Below are 23,243 nucleotides of genomic sequence, written 5' to 3'. Positions count from 1 at the left end.
ACAAACGATAGGTTAGTGTAGAAGAAGATAGGAGGAATTGTCATTGAGCTGCGGAAGTCAAGTTCAAGGAGAGTTAAAATGGTGGCAATTATCTTTACTTGGCGTAGGTTGTACGATTGGAACGGGTTACTTTCTAGGATCAAGCATTGCGATTAAATACACAGGGCCTTCTGTATTAATTGCGTTTTTACTAGCTGCATGCGGTACGTTTATTGTATTTGAAGCTCTTGCTAAAATGAGTGCAAAAGACCCTCAAGAAGGTTCGTTTCGCTCGTATGCTAAAAAAGCACATGGTAGATGGGCTGGTTTCAGTAGCGGCTGGGTATACTGGAGTTCTGAAATGATGATTATGGGAAGTCAGTTAACGGCTTTATCTATTTTCACACGATTTTGGTTTCCTCATCTTCCTCTCTGGGTGTTTGCATCCATTTATGCAGTGTTAGGAATCGTAGCTGTAGCTATTGGTACAAAAGGGTTTGAACGCTTAGAAAACATCTTTGCCGTTATAAAGGTAGCTGCAATCTTTATGTTTATTATATTGGCCTGCTTAGCTGTATTTGGTTTTTTAGATGATGGTGCTAAGGAAGGGTTGCCAAACGGACTCAGTGGTTTTTTTCCAAAAGGAGCTATCGGTCTCTGGGGAGCGTTATTATACGCTTTTTATGCTTTTGGAGGAATTGAAGTAATGGGCATTATGACAATGCGATTAAAGGATAAAAAAGATGCAGCCAAAGCGGGAGCTGTTATGCTCTTACTACTTGTGAGTATCTATGTTATCTCTCTAGCTTTGGTAATTTATATGGTGCCTTTTCAAGTGCTTCATGAAAACGAGAGTCCCTTTGTTACAGCTTTAGAAACGTATAAGCTACCATTTTTTCCTCATGTTTTTAATGGAGCAATGATTATTGCTGGATTTTCTACGATGGCAGCATCTTTCTTTTCAGTGACAAAAATGATTATTACGCTGTCCAAAGAAGGAGATGCACCTGCTTTATTTTCAAAACAAAAATCAAAAAAAATGGAGTTTCCTTTACCAGCAATTTTATTGACAACATGTGGATTAATTATTTCAATTGTTCTTTCGCTGCTACTACCAGGGAAAATCTATGAATACATTACGACAGCAGCTGGTCTTATGCTACTATATAATTGGTTTTTTATTTTAATTTCCCGACAAAAACTACTCAAATTAAGTGTAGGAGATAAAATTAAGCAAATTGTAGGAATGATTCTCATTGTATTAGCAGTATCTGGTACGCTCTTACACTCATCAAGCAGACCAGGTTTCTATGTGAGTATAGGATTTCTTCTTATTATTGCGCTTGTCATTTTAAAACTAAGGCCTCAATGGAAGAAGGAAGAGAAAGAAGCTACTCATTAATAAAAAGCTCCTATGTAAAGGAGCTTTTTATTTTTGTTTTACGTTCCATAATGCAAGAACAGTTCCCCATATGAAAATGACAAAATAAAATAATCGCTGTAATAAACCAACGGGCATTGGAAAGAAAAAAACAAACAGTATAAGCACTAGAATAAGAACTAGTATAATTAAACAAGCAAGGGTCCAGTTGCGCCCTGTCGGTAAAAGCTTCGCGTACATCCCAAGTCCGGCTATAGTAGTAAGCATTCCTACCTGAGCAATAATGGAGTGCCAAAACAAGTCAATATCAGCTGGAATGAACCCAGAAACAATATTTCCTAATGCCAATAGTAAAAGGAAGATTGTTGCTAGATGTCTCACTTTTGTTTTTTCAAGATGTTGTGCTAAATATAAGATTCCGATGGAAAGGGTTAAACCGTTTATAATAAACAAAGCGTTCATCCAAAGGTGGTGAGGAGAACAGATAGCATAGGGTGCCAGAGCGTAGGTATATTCACCACATGAAGTAACACCAAGATCGCTCATAGCGTGGTATAAAAAACTATAGGGAACAAGAGAGGTATAAATAAAAAACGGTTCAATTAAAAAATAGCAGCAAGTAACAAGCCAGCTTAAAACGCCAATTTTTTTTGATATATACAGTGTAATCACCTCTTTTAAAGTGTTATACAGTTATTGTATATCCAAAAAAAACCAAATTAAATAAGGCTATAAGAGGAGTTTACGATAAGACTTAGGTCTGGTAAAGGTGGCGTTTCTTAGAGCAACGTGTTTTTTATTATTTTGTTTCTGTCCGAAAAGCTTGTAGCGTTGTTTTTAAAGAAGCATAGGAACCAATGGCGCCATATCCATAAAACCACCCCATAAAAAGGCCAGCAATTAAATTTTTTGGTGGCTGATAAAGACAGAAACTGCCAATCCTATCAATAAAGCAACTGTTGGTACCTATTTTTATTGATTTTAAAGAAATTTTTTAGAGGCTGAGTTGCAATCATCACGCAAAGCACTGCGATTGTTGCATCCCAAAAATTTGTGTGAATTGTTGGAAAGTCCATGTAATCCCCTGTTCACATAAACGGGATAAAAATGGCTGTGTATATAGTTAGAGTCTTCAGTTCCTTTCTTTATATGTAGAAAAGAGTAGAGTAGGTGCAATAGAAAGAAAAGCTACCAGGTTCTTTGGTAGCTTTTTGGTACTAACCTTTATAGGATTTAAAATGTTCAATCGTTTTCAGTAAATGCGTATACATGTCGCTAGAGGGTTTCCAGCCAAGCGTTTGAAGTGCTTTTTTGTTGTTTAATTGACTGTGTAAAATTTCCCCGTTTTGTCCAGGTAAGTAGTGAGGTATAGTGGATGGAGAAAGGGTTGCAGCTAATAGCTTGAATAGTTCATTAATGCTAATTTGTTCATTGCTGCTAATATTAATAATTTCATTTTCTCCTTTTGTAATAGCGAGAACGTTTGCTTTTGCTACATCTTCAACAAATACAAAGTCTCTAGTTTGATTTCCACTTCCGAAGATAGAAGGAGTTTTCCCATTTAGTAGTTGGTTAATAAAAATACTTATAACGCCACCTTCTCCGTCTGATTTTTGACGTGGTCCGTATACGTTAGCATAGCGGAAAATGGTAAAAGAGAGTCCGTGTAGCCGTTGAAATAACTGAATGTAAGACTCGGATACAAGTTTGGACGTTCCGTAAAAAGAGAGAGGAGATGTGGACGTTTCTTCATCGATAATTGTGTCAGCATCACCGTATACAGCGCTAGAAGAAGAGAAAATAAATTTTTTGACCGCATGCTTTTGACACATATCTAGCAGGTTAATAGTTCCTAAGATGTTGGTTGCTGCGTCTTCAACGGGAGCTTTTAAAGAAGTCGAAACATTGACCTGTGCCGCTAAGTGGATAACAACTTCTGGTTTTTCAATTTTAAATACATGCTCAATCTCTTTTGACAAAATTGACATGTTGTAAAAAGGGACGTCATCAACAAGATTGTTTTTGGTTCCGCTTGATAAATCGTCAAGGACAACCGGAGTGTAACCATTTTCTAATAAACACTCAACAACATGAGAGCCAATAAAGCCTGTTCCACCTGTCACTAATACTTTCATAATTTATCACAATTTGATTTATTCATCACATTCATTCTCCTTTTCTGTATTGGCCTTCCACCACTCTTCATAGACTGCTTGTATTTTAGTGATCATTGCATCCACCGTTAAATGAGTAGTTGCAAACTTAAAGGCTTGATTCGCTATTGTTTCACGATATTCGTCATTACAAATAAGTTCTTCAATAGCTTGCTTTAATTCAGTAACATTTCCAGGTTTACAAATGATTCCTGAATGTCTGTTCGTAATAATCTCAGGTATCCCTCCACATTCGCATGTTATAATGGCTTGTTTTGCATGCATTGCTTCAATGATGGATAAAGGGAGGTTATCATTTAAAGTTGGCAAAACATAGATATGAGATTGTTGAAGAATGTCAAAGATATCATGACGTTTACCAAAAAACGTAACAAACGATAAATCTAAATCGCTACGAACTTTTTCAAGATGCTTTCTCATAACACCATCACCAACAATCCAGACTTCAATAAAACCTTCGAACTGTTTTAGGTGAGAAAGAGCTTGAAGAAAGAACTCATGACCTTTTCTAGGTCCTAGTCGTGCGATGCAGGTAATGATTAGTTTATTGGTTGCTTTGTTATAAGAAGTACGCAGTAGAGGAGGTTTCACACCGGTATGAACAGTTCTTAATTGCTGATCTGATGCTCCAAGCTCTTTTAGCCGTGTGTAAAATGAATCGCTGATGGTGATAATTCGGAAAGCCCCTCGTATGCCAACTCTCTCAATCTCTGTAAAATAAGCTTCTTCAAGGGATCCTTTTTCCATCTTGTGAAAATCAATACGGCTTTTAGTAAAATGACCGTGCGGAGTAAAAAAAATGGGTTTGTGAAGTTTTTGGTTGAGGTGAGTGAGAAGGTATGCTGCAAAGAGATCTTGAGCATGGATAATATCATAATCTTTAAGATTCTGTCTTTCTAAAAAAGCGCTAAAAACAGTAAGGAAGCTTGTGTTTTTAATTACTTTCTCGCTGATCAACCCATAGCGCTTGTTCATAAATTCTTTTGCTTTAGAAGCTTGGGCTGGAATATGAACCTCAATCTCTTCTTTTGACATGTTAAGAGGGGAAAGGACATCAACATGGTGTTCAAGCTCTGAGAAACCATCTTTAACGTGATTGATATAGTGAGCTAACCCTCCTGTATTTGGATAACGTAAAAAGGTTACATATAAAATACGAAGCTTCGACTTTCGAGTGAGCGCTTTTGTTGGTTGAAACCCTGGGCTAGGGATGAAAGCTGGATTGGTTGATGAAACAGCATAAAATTTATCCATGGTCTGCAATAAATCAGGGAAAAACGGAGGGAGGTTTGTCAGAAAAAAATCGTTCATAACATAACACCTCGATTTGTTCGCTTGCTATTTATAAATTCCAAGGTCTTTACCCCAAGTTTCAAGTTTATGAAGGTGATAAGGTAATAGTTCACCACCTCGATTTTCATAAATTCTTCTCAGCTGTGTTTGTAGTCCCTTTTCAAGCGTTCGTTGCAAATATGCCATTTTATAAAGGTGGGTGGGATTTTCTTCAAAGGAAATACCGTGTTTTTTCATCTCTTGAAGATAGGTTTTAATACACTCTGTTCGAATAGAATTGCCGTCTTTTTGCCAGTCTTTTCGAAAAGCAATTAACAACTCAACTAATACAATCAAATCTAGCCAAGAAGGAGCATATTTTGCAGACTCCCAGTCGATAAATTGAATTGGCCAAGGGCCGTTTTTTGCCGTATCATGGCTACAGATATTCTGCATGTGTAAATCGCCATGTGTTAATGAAGAACCGCTTTGTAATAACTCAGGGAAAAAGTCTGGGCCCTTTTCGTATATTTTAAATAACGAATTTTTATGAGGTGCAAGAACGGATTTTAACTCTCGATTCTTTGAGGATTCTTGAAGAAAATTTACCGTGTTAGCAATTGCTTTTGAGCGTTCTTTTCGCATGGTAGCTGAATCATATATAGGTAACCACGAACTCCATTCATTTACTTGTTCATTAAAGTGACTATCAAACGTCTGGGCATGCAGTTTTGCTACTGATGGAATAATGGACTGAAAATGCTTTGGTGTGAATACCAATTGACCGCGAATTTGGTGAACAAACTCCATAAATATCCATGTTTCTTCTTTGTATTCTTCTACTAAGTAGATAGTTGGGAAAAAGGACTTTAACGTTGAATAACTTTTTGTGTACATATTGATTTCAATATCGTTTTTATAATTAGCCTTACTGTACGTTTTAAAGATAAGAGGAAACGAATCATACTTTGTGTGCACAATCAGTTTATAGATACTACTTCGAGTTGTGGATTTTAAGCATTTCAAGTCAGTAGAATCGATTTTAACTTTTTTTCCAATGGAAGCTGATAACTTTTCTTCTATTTTTAAGCGGTGAAACGTAGAATATAATTCTTTTGGTTGATACATTTCTTATTTCTCCTTTCGCTTGTTTTTCCATGCGTTGACTAAATGTGAATAAGCGCTTCGAACAAAGGGCATCGGATCTCGTAAGTTGAACAATGCCCATTCTTTTTCACCTTTAAAACCTGATAGAAAATCTCGTAACGTCATGCCTTCATGCTTTCGCTTTGTAAGATAGGTTAAGTAATAGCGTACGAGGTAAATCCATTTCACTCCGTCTTTTTGAACGAGGTGAGGAAGGGGCTTTTGTCCCGTCATAGATAAATAATAGAGGTAAACAAAGTCAATACCGGCTGCCCCTGTTAAGCTATGTGTTAGCCAAAAACGGGGGTTTATTTCGATAAATTTATAAATACCATCTCTTGGATCTTTTTTAAACTCAGCCATCGCAATCCCTTTTAAATGAATATCTTTAAAGAACGGGATACAAATATCAAATAGTTCTGGAATCGTTTTACTTACAATATGTGCCCCTGTTCCAAACTGAGCAGGAAACTGATGATTTTTTTGGAGAGAAAACTTCGCCAGCAAGTTCATGTTTTCATCAAAAAAAGTAGCTACCTTGTAAAAACAGCTGTTATCACCTGGAATAATCTCTTGGACAATTAGCTCTCCAGCTTGTTGATAGGTAGGGTATTCTGCTTGCAGCTGTTCAGGAGTTTGAATTAAGATTGCTTTTTTGTTAATAATCTTCCGAAATTCATGACCGAGTACAGGTTTTAAAATACATGGAAATTCCAGCGTATCTATGGCTGTCTTCATATCATCCGCATTTTTAATGATTAAAGTTTGAGGACAAGGGATGTTATGTTTTAAGGCAAGGTCATAGGCCAACTGTTTATCTAGCACTTGCTCAATTACATCATGGTCAGGGAATAGAAATAAAAAGTAGTTGGAAAGCTCCTCTCGGTGTTTGGAAATAAACATGACATAATCATCAGCACCCGTATACAAGACTGGTTTATATTCTTGTTCCTTAGCAAGCGTAATAAGAACATCGAGCAGGGCTTTCTCTTCGGTAAGAGGACTCGGACAAGGGTTACAAGCAGCTAACTTTGTTTTTCCAATCCGATAAGGTTTTTCTGTATCAAAAGCATATATTTGAATGTTGCGTTCCGCTAACCTTTTAATAATTCCTAATCCATTTGCGCTAAGATCGAGTACTACGGCAGCGTGTTTGTGGTTCATATCTTTTCACCTACCTTAAAAGCAGCAAGCCCTTGAACATAAAGGTTGTTTATAAAAGAGACCATTTTTTCGTTTGTTAATTTTGCTTTTGCGAAATGCTTTGCATTAGTAGCCATCCGCTCCCGTGCTTTTTTATTAGTAATGAAAAACGAGAGTGCTCGAGCTAACGTTTCAGTATCTCCTGGTTCGATAATAATTCCGGTTTTATTGTGTTTAACAATCTCTGGGATGCCTCCACATTCCGTTGAAATAATTGCCGTTTCAGCATGCATCGCTTCAATGATAGATAAGGGTAAGCTATCGTTCAACGTGGCGAGAACAAAAATATCGGTTTCATGTAAGATTTCTGGAACGTCGGTTCGAGTTCTAAGGAAATGAACCATATCTAAATTTAGTTGTTCTTTTTGTTCTTCTAACTCTTCGCGCATTTCCCCATCACCTACAATAAGAACTTCTACATTATCTAGCTGATGATTAATTGTAGACAGGGCCTTTAATAAATCTTTATGCCCTTTTCGGGGACCCAGTCTAGCAATTGATGCAATGGTAATTTTTTGATCTTTTTCTTTACGCTTTTTAGCGTACATCTTATTTTTAATTCCGGTGTACACGGTTGTCATATGCTCTTGTTTAGCACCAATACTTTCAAGGGGTGAGCGAAACCCATCATGTAAAATGATGATATGGCTTGCAAACGAAACAGCTTGCTGCTCCATGCGTAGATAATACGCTTCTTCAACCGAGCCTTTATCAAAAATATTGAACTTTAAGCGGTTAAAAGTATACATGCCATGAGGGGTATAAAAGAGAGGCTTTTGAAGAGATTTGTTGAAGTTCCCTAAAATATTGGCGGTGAATAAATCTTGAGCATGAAGGATGTCATATCTTTCTAAATCTACAGTCTTTAACATTTGTTCATAGATATAAAGTAAGCGGTGATTTTTTAAAATAAGATTGTTTACTTCACCATAACGAGTTGAAAAAAAGTCTTCGAGTTCTGGAACAATTTCATTGCGCATTTCTTCTTTTTTAAAAGATGGAAACTTGCGGGGAGAAATGACATCCACATAATGACCTTGACTACGTAAAGTAGCGCTTAGTTCTGAGATATAATTCGATAGCCCGCCTGTATGGGGATAATCCCAAAACGTTGTGATTAAAATTGACAGCCTGCGCTTTTGTGAGCCTTGTTTTGCTGTGAGTTTTAGTTTTTTGCTAGGTTGAATTGAACTGTATTTTTGAACATCACTCTTATTATTAACCCCATAAAATGTATCCAACGTATCAATTATATATGGATATGGGATGTTGCCACTGTGTTTCACAACCAAACCCTCCTTATAATTTCAAACGCTTCAGCATATGGAACACCAACGGTCATTCCACGAACTTTGGCTAATGCTTTGACACCTTCATATGATCTTGGGTGCGGAAAATCACGCATTTCCACGTCATATTCTTTTAGCGCTTCCACTTTTAAATCCATTGTATCAGTAACATTTACAAAATAATTTGGTTTAAATACTTGATCGTGTGTATACGTATTCCATTCGGTAGAAGATACGGTTTCAAATGTAATTAGCTCGATTGGTTTTTTGTTAGGAAGCGGACGAGTTGCGGTTAAAACTGCTTCAAATGTAATACGGTGATCGATGTTCATATCGCCATGATGATGAGTGAAAATTTTGCTCGGATTATATTTTGTTATTAATGCTTCGATTTCTTTTGTTAACTTGTGACGAGGCATCATTTCTAACTCTAAATTTTTATGACCTAGAAAAATAACTTCTTCTATGCCAAGCTTTTGGTTAGCTAGACGGCCAAATGCTTGAATGTGATGAGCTTCTTCTTTACGCCCTAACGCTGTAACAACAGATACGACTGTATACCCTTGATCAATCAAGCGTTTGATAGTTCCTGCAGAGCCTAAAAGTTCATCATCAGGGTGGGCTCCGATAACTAATATATAATCTTTCATTCCGATGTCACTCCTTATAGCCTTCTGTCTATATTACAATCAATATATGCGTAGCCTTTGCTGAAAAGAAACTGGCATTCGCGGAAAAAGAGCAAATAATTTCATAAGAAGTTCAGCATGAGCTTATTGATAGCGAACCCATTCTTTATATAGATCCGGACGTAGAGTTTGAACGCGTCGAAGGAATAAAGGTAGTGCTCCAAGTTTTCTTAAACCTTGGAATAGCTTCGTTGGAATAGATGTTGTAGAAGTTAACGATCGCTTTAAATCAATCACTTTTAGCTCTGTTGCATCTGTAATTAAAATATGACGAACCTCTGCATCCCATCTAGTAAATCCAATCGCTTTCATTTCATCAAAGAGTAGTAAAATCCTTTCAACTAAAGCAGAGGGAAGGCGATTATACTCTTTGATGTATTTTGAAAGAGATATAGCATGAATATATTCCATAACGGTGTAGTTGTGTCCGCTCTCGTATAGAACAGGAACGATAGATGATACCTGCCCTAGCTCTAAAGCCTTCAGTTCTTGCTGTTGAGTTGTTTCATCATAGTATACTTTAATACATTTATCTTGAGATAACCGATACACTTTTCCATCTTTTCCGCTTCCAACAACAGGATAATCTGCTAAGCTGCTAAAGGCAATGCGGCGGTTTGTTTTCTTATGTGGACTCATATTTTGTACTCCTCCTTTCATTTCATATGTTTTCAACTAATTATCTCTTAATAGTCTATGAGACATCTTATTGAGGTGGAACTGTTAAATTCTGTGCGATTTACTTAAAAATATGAGATGATAATAACAAGTACTATGTGGTAAGAAAGGGCGATGAGTGAAATATGTCTAAGCAGCCATATATTAGAGTAGGTTTGGCAAATCTAATGAAAGGACTAGAAGGTGTAGGAGGTAAACTGTATCTAACTTCAACTGAGCTTACACATAAGTCACATGCAGTTAATGTTCAACGAGGTACTGTAACATTGAACTTAGCAGATATTGAAACGGTAGAGAGAGTCCGTAACAAATTATTGGGAGTGCCTTTATTAAAAAATGGCCTAAAAATAACAACAAACGAAGGAGAAGAGCTTCAGTTTGTTGTGAACAAAGCCGACCAATGGATAGAAGATATTAAACAAGCGTTAAATAAAGAAAAGCCGAACGTTATGTGACAACGTTCGGCTTTTCTTTATTTACTATTCATGACTTCAGAAACAATTTCATATGAGCGTAGTCGAGCTTTGTGATCGTATATTTGTGCGTTGATCATCAATTCATCAGCATTTGTTTCAGCGATAAACCCTTCCAGCTTTCTCTTTACAGTCTCTGGTCCGCCGATAATCGATGAACCTAGCTGTTGCTGGAGAGTTGCCTTTTCAAATTCACTCCAAATCTCGTCCATGTTATCAACGGGTGCTTTCAGTTTTCCCGGTTTGTTGCGGATTAAGTTTAAGAACTGCTGTTGAAGAGACGTAGCTAATCGTTCCGCTTCTTTATCTGTATCTGCTGCAATTACATTAACACCTAACATTGCATAGGGTTTATCCAATACGTCAGATACTTGGAAGTAGCGGCGGTACATTTGAAGCGCTCCAAGCGTATTGTTTGGTGAAAAGTGGCTTGCAAACGAAAACGGTAAGCCAAGCTGAGCCGCTAACTGCGCACTAAATCCACTTGAGCCAAGTAGCCAAATTGGTACTTCAAGGCCTTCTCCAGGAACAGCCCTTACTGGTAGCGGATGCTCATCCGACGGAACAGCAAGATATGCTCTCAGTTCATCTAATAGATCAGGGAAATCTTGACCGTCACTCATGCGTCCTCTTCTTAAAGCTTGGGCAGTCAATTGGTCCGTACCTGGTGCGCGACCTAACCCCAAGTCAATTCGTCCTGGAAAAAGAGATTCTAATGTTCCAAAGTGTTCCGCAATAACAAGTGGTGAGTGATTGGGTAACATAATGCCGCCTGAGCCCACTCGAATAGTAGATGTACCAGCAGCCACATGTCCAATTACGACAGAAGTAGCAGAACTTGCGATTCCTGACATATTATGATGCTCTGCTAACCAGTAGCGGTTGTAGCCCCATTTTTCGACGTGCTGTGCTAGATCAAGCGTATTTCTAAGTGCGTCTGCTACCGTGCTACCTTCTACAACAGGTGACAAATCAAGCACTGAAATTGGAATGTTTTTTTTGTTGTTTGGATGTTGGTCCATTGACATATGCTCATCCTCTTTTCGTAATCATAATTTAATTATTCGATAATCATCGAACTATCTACAGGTTCCATTGTAACAAGAATGTGAAAGAGAGAAAAATAAAATGCCTGTGTCTAAACAGAGAAAAAATAATTCGACTATTCAATTATAGTGTGTTAGATTCTCTTACAAAAATAACAAAAAGAATAAAATATTTGGTGATTATAGCTAATGTGAAATTTTAAAATTATCATTTATGTTAATGATTCTTGAAATTTAATGTAATAAAATAAACTTATTACACAAAAAGTTACATCTTATTACATCTTATGTTAAAAATTCAGAAAATAAAAAATTTTCCGAAGAGGTGAAAGCGTCATGAACAAACGGTATAGCGGTTCCGCATTTGAAGAGAATTTCTTACCAAGATTATCAAGTGTAGATATTGAGCAACTCTCTAAAGAGGATGCACTAGTCATTTTACCAATCGGTGCAGTTGAACAACATGGTCCACATCTTCCTGTTTATACCGATACGTTAATTGCAGAAGGGCTTTTAGAAGAAGCGTTACTTCAGCTTCAGCACGAAAATATTTGGGTTCTTCCAGCCATTCCTTATGGTAAAAGCAATGAGCATCTAGGTCTATCGGGAACAATGAGCTTATCAGCTTCTACATTACAAGCAGTTGTAATGGATTTAGCTATCAGCGTCCGTAAAAGTGGCTTTAAAAAGCTTTTGCTTTTCAACACACACGGTGGAAATCATGACCTGCTTAATATGATGGCAAGAGAAATACGCATAGAGACTGGATTGATGGTATTTCGGTTGAATCCTGGATCTGAAGAAGTCAATCACTTAATTTCACAACAAGAGCAGCGCTTTGGAATACATGGAGGTGAAGTGGAAACATCATTAATAATGGAGTTGAAGGGGGATTGGGTGCAATTCGATAAAAGTCCAACAGAGTTTGTTAATTTGTCCAATAACCCTCATTTACATTTGAAAGGAAATAGTTACTTTGCTTGGGTAATGAACGATATTTCAAACACGGGTATAGCTGGAGATGCCAAACAGGCAACGAAGGAAAAAGGGAAAATGATAAAAGAACTCATCGTTGGTGAGCTTGTTAAAACGTTAAAAGAAATGAAGCATTTTTCATTAGGTGATTTAAAGAAAGACTATGTAAATAAATGAAGCGAGGTGGTCAAATATCGTGAGCATTCAGCAGGTGAATCAAGTAAATGAGATAAACCACGAGAGTAGTCCAACAATTGTACAAATGAATCGTGTGAATAAAATGTATGCAAACGGTAAAGTCGCTGTTAAAGATGTTAATTTGGTGATTCAACAAGGAGAATTCGTTTCATTTGTCGGCCCCTCAGGTTGCGGAAAATCAACTATTTTCAAAATGATTTCAGGACTGATTGATCAAACAAGTGGTCACGTTGACATTCTTGGAAAGACACCTCGAGACGCTCAAAAAGAAAGTACCGATGTGGCTTTTGTGTTTCAAGATGCTACGTTACTACCATGGAGGTCAGTTATTGATAACGTAATGCTTCCTTTAGAGTTTCGTAATATAGCTCATTCTGAAAAGAAGGAACGCGCTTATAAAGTACTAGAAATGGTAGGGCTGAAAGACTACATAAAAGCGTTACCTCGAGAATTATCAGGTGGAATGAAAATGCGTGTTTCTATTGCCAGAGCATTAATTGCAAAACCAAAGCTTTTGTTGATGGACGAGCCGTTTGGTGCCCTGGATGAAATTACAAGGCAAAATTTACAAAGTGAGCTATTGCGAATTTGGGAAAACGAAAAGATGACGGTACTTTTTATTACACACAATGTATTTGAAGCCGTGTATTTATCGACCAAAATTGCCGTAATGACGCCTAGCCCAGGTAAAATTGAGTCAATGGTAGAAGTGAATCTACCCTTCCCTCGTGAAGCAGAAATTCGGACAGATCGACAGTTTAGTAGTATCGTTGCTAACGTATCTCACGATTTGAAATTTAAAATGAGGTGAATTATGGTGTGGTTACAAGAATTCATAAATGAGTTTGGAACTGATGCTGTTATTGTAAATGAGAGCTTAAGAGAAAAGTTATCAAAAGACTACTATTGGTATTCTCCAGTACTGTATGAGCAGCTTAAAAATAAAATTGCTGATTGTGCAATTGCGCCTACATCAATTCATGAACTACAGCGTATCGTTTCGTTTGCCGTTAAAAATAAAGTACCTATTACACCAAGAGGAGCGGGAACAGGAAACTACGGTCAAGCAATTCCATTACAAGGTGGAATCGTTATTGACTTAACAAAACTTGACCGCATTGATATGAAAGGAGATCGCTTAGTTTCCGTGCAGGCTGGTGTGCGCTTAGGTGTATTGGAAAAAACGCTGCGTCAAAACAATCGGGAGCTTCGTATTTTTCCCAGCACTTATATGAAGGCAACAGTAGGTGGATTCTTATGCGGAGGTTCCGGTGGAATCGGATCGATTCGCTGGGGGAATTTATGGGACGATAATGTAAGTAGCGTTACTGTGATGACCGTTGAGGAAACGCCCCGGCTGTTAACTATTTCAGGTGATGATATGCAGCAGTACATCCACAATTATGGCACAACCGGTCTTGTCGTTGAAGCGAAGCTGCCGGTAGAACCAAAGGTGTCATGGTCACAGCATATCGTTTTCTTTCATGATTTTCGTGAAGCTATTAAGTTTAGCGATGAATTAGCTCATAGTGAAGAAATCCCTAAGCGTTTGGTTTCCGTTTGTGAATGGCCAATTCCATCTCACTTTCATCCCTTGAAGAAAGTATTACGGGAAGGTCAGTCAATTGTCATGCTTGAAATTGAAGAAAAATCAGTTCATCTATTAGATTGTTTGGCAGATAAATATGATGGAGACATAGGGTACACAATTCCTGCTGAAAACTATCAAAAAGGACTAAAGCTTTCTGATTTTACATGGAATCATGCGACACTATGGGCTCATAAGCATGGAGACAATTTAACCTATTTGCAAGCTCGCTTTCAAACTGATCGAATATTTGAACAGATGGCAGACCTTCGAAGTAAATTTGGTGATGAAATTCAGTTTCATTTTGAATACATTAAAATTCAAGGGGAAATTGTACCCGCTTCGCTACCGGTGGTGAAATATAAGTCAAAAGAGAGGTTGTATGAGATTATCCAGTTCTGTAGAGCGATCGAAGTAGAAATTAATGATCCGCACACATATATACTTGGGTTTGGTGGATACAACATGAGAATGAAAGAGTTATTAAAACGAAAAGAGCTAAACGACCCTTATAACTTATTGAATCCTGGTAAGTTGCCGACGGCTAAAGAAGTCCAAGAATTTCAGTTATAGGAGGGAAAACATGGAACATTCCCATCAGGAGTTAAATCGAGTCCAAGATGTACACGTTACCTACAAGAAAAATACATGGCCAATACTAAATACGTATCTTCCGCCTGTTATCGTATTTATGCTGTTTATGCTATTTTGGCAGTTTGGCACCCAACTGCTTCAAATTCCACCTTATTTATTACCAAAACCAATGGATATTGTAGAAGCTGCCGTAATGAACTGGAGTAATCTAAGTAGTGCTGTTATTCGAACGATTACAGAGTCGATGCTCGGGTTTATGTTTAGCGTAATAGGCGGAGTAATTGGAGCACTATTAATGTCTAGCTCTAAGCTTTTAGAACGCAGCTTATATCCATATGCCATTTTATTACAGACTATTCCTATTGTGGCTATTGCACCGATCATCGTGATTTGGTTTGGTTCAGGTATGAATGCTATTGTAATCATTGCGTTTACAATTGGCTTTTTCCCTATGCTATCCAACACGCTCATTGGCTTAAATGCAACGGATCGTGGCATGATTAATTTGTTAAAGCTTTACCAAGCGTCACCTTGGCAAATTATGTGGAAAGTGCGAATTCCAGCTGCTCTTCCTTATATCATGGCAGGATTAAAAATTTCCTGTACCTTAGCAGTGGTAGGAGCTATCGTAGGAGAATACATAGCCGGTATTGGTGGGGGTGACGGGGGTTTAGGCTATGCTATTACGGTAGCTTCGTCCCGGATGGAAACGGCTTACCTATTCGCTTGTGGTATTTCTGCCTCTATTTTAGGTGTTGGCTTTTTCTTATTGGTCAATCTATTTTCTAAGCTTTTATTAGGTTCATGGCATGAGTCAGAAATGAAGAGAGAGAATTAATTGTCTAAAAGGGGGAAATGGGTGTGAAACAAGGGGTTTTTAAAAAGATCGGCTTAATTGGTGCTGTATCACTGTCGTTATTGGTAGCAGGATGTGGAAGTGAAGAGACGTCTGGGAGTGATAATACGGAGAAAAAACTAGAAAACGCAACCCTTATTACAAACTGGTTTGCACAGCCCGAGCATGGCGGCAATTACGCGGCGTTAAAAAAAGGGTTTTATAAAGAAGAAGGTCTTGACATGAAAATTGAACCGGGAGGACCTCAAATTTCATCAACTCAAGTCGTTGCTTCTGGAAAGGCTGAATTTGGCTATACGCAAGCGGAAGATATTTTAATTGCAAGAGATAAAGGAATACCTCTTGTTGCGATTGGAGCAATTTTTCAAAAAAGCCCGCAGGTATTAATTACCCATAAAGGAACGGTAGGAGATTTTAAAGAGCTGAACGAAAAGACAGTGTATACAGCACCAGGGAGTGGTTATTGGGAATATATTAAAAAAGCCTATAACTTAGATAGGGTAAAAGATCGTGCGTATACGGGCTCATTAGCAACCTTTATTGAGGATGAAAATGCGGTCACACAAGGGTACGTGACGTCAGAGCCGTTTTCTCTTGAACAAGAAGGGGTAGAAAATGACTATTTATTCATTCATGATGCAGGATTTGAAACGTATGCAAACGTAATTTTCACAACTGAAAAGATGATTAAAGAAAAACCTGAAGTGGTTCAATCATTTATGAATGCTACGGTAAAAGGCTGGGAGTATTACCGAGAAAGTTCAGATGAAATCAATCCGTTCCTTCAAGAGAGAAATCCAGACTTGAAGATAGAAGCGATGGAATACGGTGCAAAAGCACAAGAAGAATTAATTTTTGGAGGAGATGCTGTTGAAAAAGGCTTCGGTTATATGTCATCGGAGCGCTGGGATAAACTTCAAATGCAGCTTCTGGATTTAGGGATTATTAAAAATAAAGAAGCTACCAAGGGAATTTTTACAACAGCATTTTTAAAGAAATAAACCGTAAGTGTAGAGAAAAAGAGAAGAGTAGATCTTCTCTTTTTTAGTAGAAAGGAAGATGCTGATGTATGATATGGTCATTAAAAATGCACGATTGTTACACGAAGCGGAAGTTGTAAATATAGGAGTGTCGAATGGGAATTTTGTGCATATTACAAAAGGTCTAGTAGATGGAAAGAAAGTGATAGATGTCAAAGGGGGGATAGCTATTCCTCCTTTCGTAGAGTTACATACTCATTTTGATACCGCTTTGACTGCGGGTTGGCCAAACTTTAATCAAACGGGTACACTACAAGAAGGAATTTCAATATGGAATAAACGAAAAAAAAGTCTTACCATGAAGGACGTGAACGAGAGGGCTGAACAAGCATTAAAGATGTACATCAAACATGGTGTGTTAAGTGTTCGAGCAGCAGTGGACATATCTGATGATGATTTAACGGCTTTAAAAGCTATTCTGCAATTAAAAAAAGGGTATGATCAAATTATCGATTTGCAAATTATTGCTTTTCCTCAAGATGGATTGAGGAAGTGTTTTGAAAATCAGGAGCGAATGCAAAAAGCGCTTGAAATTGGAGCTGACGCAGTAAGTGCTGTGCCGCATTTAGAACGTAGTCGAGAAGAAGGGGTGCGTTCTTTGGAATACTGCTTTCGCCTCGCCAAAGAGTATGGAAGCTATATTCATATTTTTTGTGACGAAGTAGACGAAGTAAGCTCAACATTTGTACAAGAAGTAGCGAATTTAACGATTGAAAATGGGTTTGAAGGTAGGGTTGCAGTCAGTCACGTAAATGCGCTGGCCTATTATGAAAGTAAATATGCTGAATCAGTAATGGAAGCTATAAAAAAAGCGCGTTTAACCGTTGTTAGCTGTCCTCTTATTAACAGTTCGATGCTAGGAAGAAATGATGCATATCCTAAAGCGACGGGAATTACAAGGGTGAAAGAATTGGATGCTAAAAATATTAATATTTGTATTGCTCATGACGACATTCAGACTCCTTTTTATCCCTTCGGAGACGGAAACATGCTAAAAGCCGCTTTTATGGGAGCGCACTTAGCTCATATGACAGGAGAAGAGCAAATGAAAAGAGTGTTATCCATGATTACAGAACGACCGGCGGCTGCTTTTGGGAAAGGCAAAGCGTATGGAATTCAACAAGAAAGCGAAGCTGATTTTTTACTTTTTGAGGAGCGAACGATTCGTGAGCTTATGCTCAATCAGTCGGTGCCTAGATATGTAATTAAGAGAGGGGAAGTTATAGCCGAAACGATTCCAGCTTATACAAAGTGGGGGTGTTCTTTGTAACTCACGTGAAAAAAGCCAACGCAAACATGCGTTGGCTTTTCTTTTATTAATAAGCTAGAGCAAATAAACCTTTAATGTGTGATAAGTAACGAACATTACTTGCTTCTTTCATTAGAGAAGCTGGTAAACCTTTTAATTGCGTTTTATTTCCGCCGATTGTACCAATCGCATCTTTACGGCCAAGACTTCCTAACGTACCAGAGAATACTGGAGAGAACCCGTGCATTGCGCCACCTTTAATAGCTACTGCTAAGTTTACACCAATAACTTCTCCCATTTGCCAAGCTAGCTGTGCAGTTGGTGGGTAAGGACGTCCTTCAGGTCCCATTACAACCGCGCTGTCACCAGCTACGAAAATGTCTTCGTGAGAAGTAGATTGTAAGAATTCGTTTACAAGAGCACGGCCACGGTTTACTTCGATACCAGAGTTAGCAACTACTGAATTACCTTGAACTCCGCCAGTCCATACCATTGTTTTTGTTTCAATTTTGCTACCGTCTTTAAGCTCAACTGTTGTAGCATCCATTTTTGTAACAGGAGTTCCTGTTACAAACGTTACGCCACGTTTCTCTAAGCTTGTTTGAGCGCGCTCTACTAGCTCAGTTGGGAAGCCAGGAAGAACAGTTGGAGCAGCTTCTACACAGTATAGAGAAACATCTTTTGGATCAATACCGTGTTTTAGACAAAGGCTTGGCATAAGGTCAGCATATTCACCTACAAGCTCGATACCTGTTAAACCGCCGCCGCCGACAACGATTGTTCCGTCAGCTTTGTTTTTTGTTTTGCTAAATTCAACAATGCGCTCTTCTACGTGTGCACGTAGGCGATTTGCATCGTTTACTGATTTCAATACAAAGCTGTTTTCTTCTAGTCCTGGGATACCGAAGTAAGCAGTTTCGCTACCTAATGCAGTTACTAAGTAATCGTAGCTTAATTTTGTTCCGTCTTCTAATGCTACTTCACGTTGGTCTGGTGAAATTTCTTTTACAGTAGCAATCTTTAATTCTACATCTTTACCTTTTAGTAACTTTTCTAATGGAAGAGCTACTGCTTGTTCAGATAGTCCACCTACTGCTAAACGGTGCAGTTCAGTAATGATTTGGTGAGTAGAAAAACGGTTTACTACTGTAATTTTTGCTTCAGATGCACTTAAGTGTTGACGAGCTGTTAGGGCTGTTAATAGACCACCATAGCCGCCACCTAGAATTAGAATATGTTTTGACATAGTAGATCGATCCTCCGTTCGTGCTTTATAAAATGATAAGTTTTTATTATTTTTGTTTTTCGCCTGTTACTTCTAAGTAAGCTTGCGCAAAGCGGAATAGCTTTTGAACTTGTGGATCTTTGAGCATGCGTAATAAACCAAATAAACCGATAGTTGTTGATTGGTTAGCTTCCGCACGATCATTTGCTTCGATTGCTGAAGCAGCAAGATCTTTTACTTTTCCTTCAACTGGTTCGATAAATTCTTTAGCACCAGCAAGTAAATCTTCTTTTAACACGTTATCTGTTAATAGAGATTGTGTTAAGTCGTACGTTTTTGTTAATACAGTTACCATTTCAGCTAACTTTGGTAAGTTGTCAACAAGTACTGTTAGTGATTCTTGAACTTCTGGCTTTAGCAATTGATCAAGTACATCTGATTGAGTTGCACCTTTAGCTTGAACCGCTTCTTCAGCCGGCTTTTGAATAGTTGATTGAGACATAAGAACGTCCTCCTTTGCTGTATATTGTTGCATATGTAGACACTTTAGCTGCTAGACTTCTAGTTTTGTTGTGAAGTCCTGCACATTTATCTATTGTAAATTTATTGCCTTATAAAAGCAACCAGTTTGTTGGAAAAAACTAAGAAAGAGTCGAACGATGCATTTATTGAAAATAAACTCTATTTATTCAGAAAATAAGAATAAATTTTGTTTTTTAGATTGACGGTTTCATCAATTCTCACATATAATCTAAAACATAACATTTAATGTGAGGAGATATGACATGAGGGTTGTGAGTGAACTATATCAAACAGTTATATTTGAAGTTAATCGTGAAAAATTAATAGATCAGTTAACGAAATTAAAAGAAAGTCATGAAGAGCAGATTGTCGTTATTAAAGACAAAATTGAGAAATATGAGCAGAAAAAAAGAGCCCAAGAAACGTGGTATCAATCGCTTTCTCCATTTCGTAAAATTTTTACTGGAAGACCTTTAAGTCACCATGAAGCTGTTGAGTATATGGTCCATGTAAAGGACAGGTTTCGTAAAATTGAGCAGTTTAAAGGGAAGATCCGTGAAGTCGAACGTGTAATTGAGCTGCTAACACAAGAAGTTGACATCGAAGAAGTCGTTTTAACATCAACGATTGTAGAAGGCTTATCACGAATGGAGGAAAGATAATGGGAATCGAAGAACTTAGCTTAGGTGTCAATACGACGTGGGTAGTACTAACCGCTGCTATGATTCTATTAATGGAAGGAGGATTTGCATTATTAGAAGCTGGATTTGTTCGGTATAAAAATAACGTTAATATTATTATGAAGGTATTTGCTGACATTACAATCGGAACGCTTTGCTTTTATATTATTGGGTTTGGACTTATGTATGGAGCTGATTTAGGTGGTATTGTTGGTACAAATGGTTTTGCGTTAACAGGTGATTTATCGCACTTAGATATTCCTATTGGTTTGGAAACGTTCTGGCTGTTTCAATGTGCATTTGTTATTGCCGTAATTTCTATTGTGTCTGGAGCCGTGGCGGAACGAATTAATTTCCGCGCGTATTTATTATATGCAATGTTAATGACAGCCGTTATTTATCCGATTGCAGGTCACTGGATCTGGGGTGGGGGCTGGATTGCATTACTTGGAGTGCAAGATTTTGCAGGGTCAGCTGTTATTCATGCGTTGGGTGGTTTTTCAGCTCTTGCTGCTGCCATGGCTATTGGGCCTCGTACAGGAAAGTTTACAGCTAACGGAGTGAGCTCAATTGCCTTACCCAGTAATTTGCCGTTAGCATCTGTTGGCGCGTTTTTGCTTTGGTTTGGTTGGTTTGGTTTTAACGCAGGGAGTACGTTAAGTGCAACTGATGTAAGAATTGGTCACATTGCGCTTGTTACCATGCTATCAGCTGCATCAGGTGGTGCTGCAACTTTATTCTACACGCTTTTTAGACATAATCGTTCAGATGCTCCATCCGTTATTAATGGATCGCTTGCTGGATTAGTGGGAATTACAGCCGGATGTGCATTTGTAAGTACACCTTCAGCTATATTTATTGGTGCAGTTTCGGGGCTGTTGATGATGGCTGCAACAAATTGGTTAGAGACAAGACGAATTGATGATCCTGTTGGCGCATTTCCAGTTCATGCTGCGGCTGGGGCATGGGGAACTGTTGCTGTAGGGTTGTTTGCTACAGATGGAGGTTTATTCTTCGGGGGGGGCTTCGAGCTATTAGGAATTCAGCTAATTGGCTTAGTAGCACTTTCAGCTTGGGGCTTTTTAGCAACATGGTTTGGTTTGAAAGCAATCGGGCTAGTTGTACCGCTTCGTTCCACTGAGGAAGAAGAAGAAGTGGGATTGGATATTAGTTATCACGGTATTATGGCGGCTAATCAGTCTCATGAGTTTATTCAGTATCATAATCAATATGAGCAAACCGAACAGAAATAAAGATGGGACATAAGCATCTCAGCAAACTAGGTATCCGAACGATTGCTAACCTGCAATCGTTCGGATATTTTTTGTTGATTTCCAAGTGCTGTTTAGCAATGAGCATACTGGAATAAATGTGTTTCTGCAGCTTTAAGCGGCTTTTTTCTAAGAAAACATCATCTTGTTATGCCTAAGCTTTAGTTGTATGGAGTACGAAAAAAATATAGATTCCCACAAAGATGATTGAAAAGTCAGAAAATTTATGTTATAGTATAAAAAAGACAAGGAGTTGATTTCTTATGAAGAAAAATTTGCTGAATTCGTCGCCGAAATCGAATGTGAAAGTGTTAGATTCCCTAATTGCCGAAATGTTCTTAGATAAAGTGATTGCAAACTTTCAAAAAGCTAAATTAAAAAAAGAAATCGACCAGTCATTAGAAAAGAAAAACAAAGAAGATTTCTTAAAGTTAACCAATCAGCTAAAGAGTATTTCCTAATAGATAGCAAAAGCTGCGTTCTTTAACTAAGAAGAACGCAGCTTTTGTGTTTTAGAATATTTAAAATATGATACACTAGAAGCAAATCAAAGGAAAGAAGTGGATAGTATGTCTGAAACCCTACAATTAATTAAACATTTGGTTTCAATTCCAAGTCCGTCTGGAAATACAGCTCGTGTAATCTCATACGTAGAAGATTTTTTAGATGCAATTCAAGTAGAATCAACGCGTACATATAAAGGTGGTCTCCTTGTAACGCTAAAGGGAAAAAATGATAATAAGCATCGTTTTTTGACCGCTCACGTCGATACCTTAGGAGCTATGGTAAAAGAAATTAAACCAAATGGAAGGTTAAAGCTAGATTTAATTGGAGGTTTTCGCTACAACAGTATTGAAGGTGAATATTGTGAAGTTGAAACATCCAGTGGAGCAGTTTACACTGGTACAATCTTAATGCATCAAACCTCTGTGCATGTGTACAAAGACGCTGGAACTGCGGAGAGAAATCAAGCGAACATGGAAGTCCGCTTGGATGAAAAAGTGTCTACTAAAGAAGAAGTGGAAAAGCTAGGGATTGGAGTAGGAGATTTTGTAAGTTTCGATCCTCGCGTAACCATTACTAAAAGCGGATTTATCAAATCTCGTCACTTAGATGACAAAGCAAGCGTTGCGATTTTGTTACAATTAATTAAACAAATCAATGAAGAGAATATAGTGCTTCCTTATACGACTCATTTTTTAATCTCAAACAACGAAGAAATTGGGTACGGTGGAAATTCCAATATCTCACCCAAAACTGTTGAATATTTAGCTGTTGATATGGGCGCGATGGGAGACGGGCAATCTACCGATGAATATACTGTATCCATTTGTGCGAAGGATTCAAGTGGTCCTTATCATTACGGGTTACGAAAACATTTAGTAGAGTTGGCTAAAGCGTATGCTGTTCCCTACCAAGTTGATATTTATCCATTTTATGGGTCCGATGCTTCAGCAGCAATGCGCGCAGGGCATGATTTAATTCATGGTCTAATTGGTCCTGGAATTGATTCTTCTCACGCATTCGAGCGAACGCACCAAGATTCTTTAGAAGCAACAAGTCGTTTACTGTGGCAATATGTTCAATCTGAAATGGTTTATTGATATCGTAACAACCTGAATGAACAAAATGAACTTTTTAAATAAAATGTTTCTTCTGACTAGTTTTGTAGAAAGGGTTCCCAAATCGTTTAATTCTGTCCATAATAGGTGGTG

The 23,243-nt window shown here is 37.9% G+C and carries 23 protein-coding genes and 1 pseudogene; 12 read left to right on the top strand and 12 right to left on the bottom strand.

All coding sequences use genetic code 11. The features are described from left to right. The first annotated feature begins 43 nt into the window (after window positions 1–43). Complete coding sequence (locus EPL02_RS00755; RefSeq protein WP_256993247.1) at window positions 44–1,381, top strand: amino acid permease; 1,338 nt, start codon at window positions 44–46, stop codon at window positions 1,379–1,381. A gap of 27 nt (window positions 1,382–1,408) precedes the next feature. Here EPL02_RS00755 and EPL02_RS00750 read toward each other — a convergent pair whose 3' ends face one another. The 9 genes and pseudogenes from EPL02_RS00750 to EPL02_RS00710 form a co-directional block, all read right to left on the bottom strand. Beyond that, window positions 1,409–2,023: a DUF998 domain-containing protein gene (locus EPL02_RS00750; RefSeq protein WP_205687696.1), complete on the bottom strand. Its 615-nt coding sequence runs from the start codon at window positions 2,021–2,023 to the stop codon at window positions 1,409–1,411. 136 nt (window positions 2,024–2,159) lie between these two features. After that, window positions 2,160–2,436 (bottom strand): annotated as a pseudogene (locus tag EPL02_RS21060) (hypothetical protein). 141 nt (window positions 2,437–2,577) lie between these two features. Continuing rightward, window positions 2,578–3,495, bottom strand: coding sequence for an NAD-dependent epimerase/dehydratase family protein (locus tag EPL02_RS00740; protein ID WP_094909979.1), 918 nt, complete (start codon window positions 3,493–3,495; stop codon window positions 2,578–2,580). An 18-nt stretch (window positions 3,496–3,513) separates the two neighbouring features. Then, entirely contained in the window at window positions 3,514–4,845 is a 1,332-nt protein-coding gene (locus tag EPL02_RS00735; RefSeq protein WP_286175148.1) for a glycosyltransferase family 4 protein, read from the bottom strand. A 27-nt stretch (window positions 4,846–4,872) separates the two neighbouring features. Then, window positions 4,873–5,934 carry a phosphotransferase gene (locus EPL02_RS00730; protein WP_131886794.1) on the bottom strand — a complete coding sequence of 354 codons (1,062 nt, stop codon included), beginning with the start codon at window positions 5,932–5,934 and terminating at the stop codon, window positions 4,873–4,875. A 3-nt stretch (window positions 5,935–5,937) separates the two neighbouring features. Further along, the gene (locus EPL02_RS00725; RefSeq protein WP_131886793.1) at window positions 5,938–7,116 is read right to left on the bottom strand and encodes a carboxylate--amine ligase; all 1,179 of its coding nucleotides are present in this window, start codon (window positions 7,114–7,116) and stop codon (window positions 5,938–5,940) included. Further along, window positions 7,113–8,441: a glycosyltransferase family 4 protein gene (locus tag EPL02_RS00720; RefSeq protein WP_131886792.1), complete on the bottom strand. Its 1,329-nt coding sequence runs from the start codon at window positions 8,439–8,441 to the stop codon at window positions 7,113–7,115. The genes EPL02_RS00725 and EPL02_RS00720 overlap by 4 nt, the downstream gene beginning before the upstream one ends. Further along, complete coding sequence (locus tag EPL02_RS00715; protein WP_094909984.1) at window positions 8,438–9,094, bottom strand: PIG-L deacetylase family protein; 657 nt, start codon at window positions 9,092–9,094, stop codon at window positions 8,438–8,440. The genes EPL02_RS00720 and EPL02_RS00715 overlap by 4 nt, the downstream gene beginning before the upstream one ends. Window positions 9,095–9,217: 123 nt before the next feature. Next, a complete protein-coding gene (locus tag EPL02_RS00710) occupies window positions 9,218–9,772 on the bottom strand; it encodes a serine/threonine-protein kinase (RefSeq protein ID WP_131886791.1) in 555 nt (184 codons plus the stop codon). 164 nt (window positions 9,773–9,936) lie between these two features. On the opposite strand from EPL02_RS00710, the gene EPL02_RS00705 reads away from it, so the two are divergent. Next, window positions 9,937–10,266 (top strand): GRAM domain-containing protein, encoded by a 330-nt coding sequence (locus EPL02_RS00705; RefSeq protein WP_131886790.1) that lies wholly within the window; start codon window positions 9,937–9,939, stop codon window positions 10,264–10,266. 17 nt (window positions 10,267–10,283) lie between these two features. Here the strand turns inward: EPL02_RS00705 and EPL02_RS00700 are convergent, their stop codons facing one another. Then, a complete protein-coding gene (locus tag EPL02_RS00700; protein WP_165932487.1) occupies window positions 10,284–11,312 on the bottom strand; it encodes an LLM class flavin-dependent oxidoreductase in 1,029 nt (342 codons plus the stop codon). 354 nt (window positions 11,313–11,666) lie between these two features. Between EPL02_RS00700 and EPL02_RS00695 the strand changes: the two genes are divergently transcribed. From EPL02_RS00695 to EPL02_RS00670, 6 genes are all read left to right on the top strand, one after another. Then, the gene (locus EPL02_RS00695; RefSeq protein WP_131886789.1) at window positions 11,667–12,482 is read left to right on the top strand and encodes a creatininase family protein; all 816 of its coding nucleotides are present in this window, start codon (window positions 11,667–11,669) and stop codon (window positions 12,480–12,482) included. A gap of 25 nt (window positions 12,483–12,507) precedes the next feature. Further along, complete coding sequence (locus EPL02_RS00690) at window positions 12,508–13,314, top strand: ABC transporter ATP-binding protein (protein WP_397428363.1); 807 nt, start codon at window positions 12,508–12,510, stop codon at window positions 13,312–13,314. Window positions 13,315–13,317: 3 nt separating this feature from the next. Continuing rightward, window positions 13,318–14,664 carry an FAD-binding oxidoreductase gene (locus EPL02_RS00685; protein ID WP_131886788.1) on the top strand — a complete coding sequence of 449 codons (1,347 nt, stop codon included), beginning with the start codon at window positions 13,318–13,320 and terminating at the stop codon, window positions 14,662–14,664. 10 nt (window positions 14,665–14,674) lie between these two features. Beyond that, a complete protein-coding gene (locus EPL02_RS00680; protein WP_094909990.1) occupies window positions 14,675–15,523 on the top strand; it encodes an ABC transporter permease in 849 nt (282 codons plus the stop codon). A 17-nt stretch (window positions 15,524–15,540) separates the two neighbouring features. Continuing rightward, window positions 15,541–16,542, top strand: coding sequence for an ABC transporter substrate-binding protein (locus EPL02_RS00675; protein WP_094909991.1), 1,002 nt, complete (start codon window positions 15,541–15,543; stop codon window positions 16,540–16,542). A gap of 64 nt (window positions 16,543–16,606) precedes the next feature. Next, the gene (locus EPL02_RS00670; protein ID WP_094909992.1) at window positions 16,607–17,851 is read left to right on the top strand and encodes an amidohydrolase family protein; all 1,245 of its coding nucleotides are present in this window, start codon (window positions 16,607–16,609) and stop codon (window positions 17,849–17,851) included. A 46-nt stretch (window positions 17,852–17,897) separates the two neighbouring features. Here the strand turns inward: EPL02_RS00670 and EPL02_RS00665 are convergent, their stop codons facing one another. Beyond that, window positions 17,898–19,076 carry an NAD(P)/FAD-dependent oxidoreductase gene (locus EPL02_RS00665; RefSeq protein WP_094909993.1) on the bottom strand — a complete coding sequence of 393 codons (1,179 nt, stop codon included), beginning with the start codon at window positions 19,074–19,076 and terminating at the stop codon, window positions 17,898–17,900. A gap of 46 nt (window positions 19,077–19,122) precedes the next feature. After that, window positions 19,123–19,557, bottom strand: coding sequence for a helical membrane plugin domain-containing protein (locus EPL02_RS00660; RefSeq protein WP_094909994.1), 435 nt, complete (start codon window positions 19,555–19,557; stop codon window positions 19,123–19,125). Between the two features lie 283 nt (window positions 19,558–19,840). On the opposite strand from EPL02_RS00660, the gene EPL02_RS00655 reads away from it, so the two are divergent. The 4 genes from EPL02_RS00655 (at window position 19,841) to EPL02_RS00640 (ending at window position 23,132) form a co-directional block, all read left to right on the top strand. Beyond that, window positions 19,841–20,239, top strand: coding sequence for a hypothetical protein (locus tag EPL02_RS00655; protein WP_131886787.1), 399 nt, complete (start codon window positions 19,841–19,843; stop codon window positions 20,237–20,239). Further along, on the top strand, window positions 20,239–21,510 hold the full coding sequence (locus tag EPL02_RS00650; protein ID WP_094909995.1) for an ammonium transporter: 1,272 nt from the start codon (window positions 20,239–20,241) through the stop codon (window positions 21,508–21,510). Before EPL02_RS00655 ends, EPL02_RS00650 begins: the two co-directional genes overlap by 1 nt. A gap of 281 nt (window positions 21,511–21,791) precedes the next feature. Beyond that, the gene (locus EPL02_RS00645) at window positions 21,792–21,989 is read left to right on the top strand and encodes an IDEAL domain-containing protein (protein WP_094909996.1); all 198 of its coding nucleotides are present in this window, start codon (window positions 21,792–21,794) and stop codon (window positions 21,987–21,989) included. Between the two features lie 108 nt (window positions 21,990–22,097). Then, complete coding sequence (locus EPL02_RS00640) at window positions 22,098–23,132, top strand: M42 family metallopeptidase (protein ID WP_131886786.1); 1,035 nt, start codon at window positions 22,098–22,100, stop codon at window positions 23,130–23,132. Window positions 23,133–23,243: the final 111 nt, after the last annotated feature.

The organism is Bacillus sp. CBEL-1 (assembly GCF_004348885.1).
GTDB lineage: Bacteria > Bacillota > Bacilli > Bacillales > Bacillaceae_H > Priestia > Priestia aryabhattai_A.
The sequence above is the reverse complement of the archived record's forward strand: the minus strand, read 5'-3'. Positions and strand labels throughout refer to the sequence as shown.

Coding starts and splice junctions, on each gene's coding strand:
- EPL02_RS00740 (WP_094909979.1), bottom strand. CDS start 3,495: ATGAAAGTATTAGTGACAGGTGGAACAGGCTTTATTGGCTCTCATGTT.
- EPL02_RS00735 (WP_286175148.1), bottom strand. CDS start 4,845: ATGAACGATTTTTTTCTGACAAACCTCCCTCCGTTTTTCCCTGATTTA.
- EPL02_RS00730 (WP_131886794.1), bottom strand. CDS start 5,934: ATGTATCAACCAAAAGAATTATATTCTACGTTTCACCGCTTAAAAATA.
- EPL02_RS00725 (WP_131886793.1), bottom strand. CDS start 7,116: ATGAACCACAAACACGCTGCCGTAGTACTCGATCTTAGCGCAAATGGA.
- EPL02_RS00715 (WP_094909984.1), bottom strand. CDS start 9,094: ATGAAAGATTATATATTAGTTATCGGAGCCCACCCTGATGATGAACTT.
- EPL02_RS00710 (WP_131886791.1), bottom strand. CDS start 9,772: ATGAGTCCACATAAGAAAACAAACCGCCGCATTGCCTTTAGCAGCTTA.
- EPL02_RS00705 (WP_131886790.1), top strand. CDS start 9,937: ATGTCTAAGCAGCCATATATTAGAGTAGGTTTGGCAAATCTAATGAAA.
- EPL02_RS00700 (WP_165932487.1), bottom strand. CDS start 11,312: ATGTCAATGGACCAACATCCAAACAACAAAAAAAACATTCCAATTTCA.
- EPL02_RS00695 (WP_131886789.1), top strand. CDS start 11,667: ATGAACAAACGGTATAGCGGTTCCGCATTTGAAGAGAATTTCTTACCA.
- EPL02_RS00685 (WP_131886788.1), top strand. CDS start 13,318: ATGGTGTGGTTACAAGAATTCATAAATGAGTTTGGAACTGATGCTGTT.
- EPL02_RS00680 (WP_094909990.1), top strand. CDS start 14,675: ATGGAACATTCCCATCAGGAGTTAAATCGAGTCCAAGATGTACACGTT.
- EPL02_RS00675 (WP_094909991.1), top strand. CDS start 15,541: ATGGGTGTGAAACAAGGGGTTTTTAAAAAGATCGGCTTAATTGGTGCT.
- EPL02_RS00670 (WP_094909992.1), top strand. CDS start 16,607: ATGTATGATATGGTCATTAAAAATGCACGATTGTTACACGAAGCGGAA.
- EPL02_RS00665 (WP_094909993.1), bottom strand. CDS start 19,076: ATGTCAAAACATATTCTAATTCTAGGTGGCGGCTATGGTGGTCTATTA.
- EPL02_RS00660 (WP_094909994.1), bottom strand. CDS start 19,557: ATGTCTCAATCAACTATTCAAAAGCCGGCTGAAGAAGCGGTTCAAGCT.
- EPL02_RS00655 (WP_131886787.1), top strand. CDS start 19,841: ATGAGGGTTGTGAGTGAACTATATCAAACAGTTATATTTGAAGTTAAT.
- EPL02_RS00650 (WP_094909995.1), top strand. CDS start 20,239: ATGGGAATCGAAGAACTTAGCTTAGGTGTCAATACGACGTGGGTAGTA.
- EPL02_RS00645 (WP_094909996.1), top strand. CDS start 21,792: ATGAAGAAAAATTTGCTGAATTCGTCGCCGAAATCGAATGTGAAAGTG.
- EPL02_RS00640 (WP_131886786.1), top strand. CDS start 22,098: ATGTCTGAAACCCTACAATTAATTAAACATTTGGTTTCAATTCCAAGT.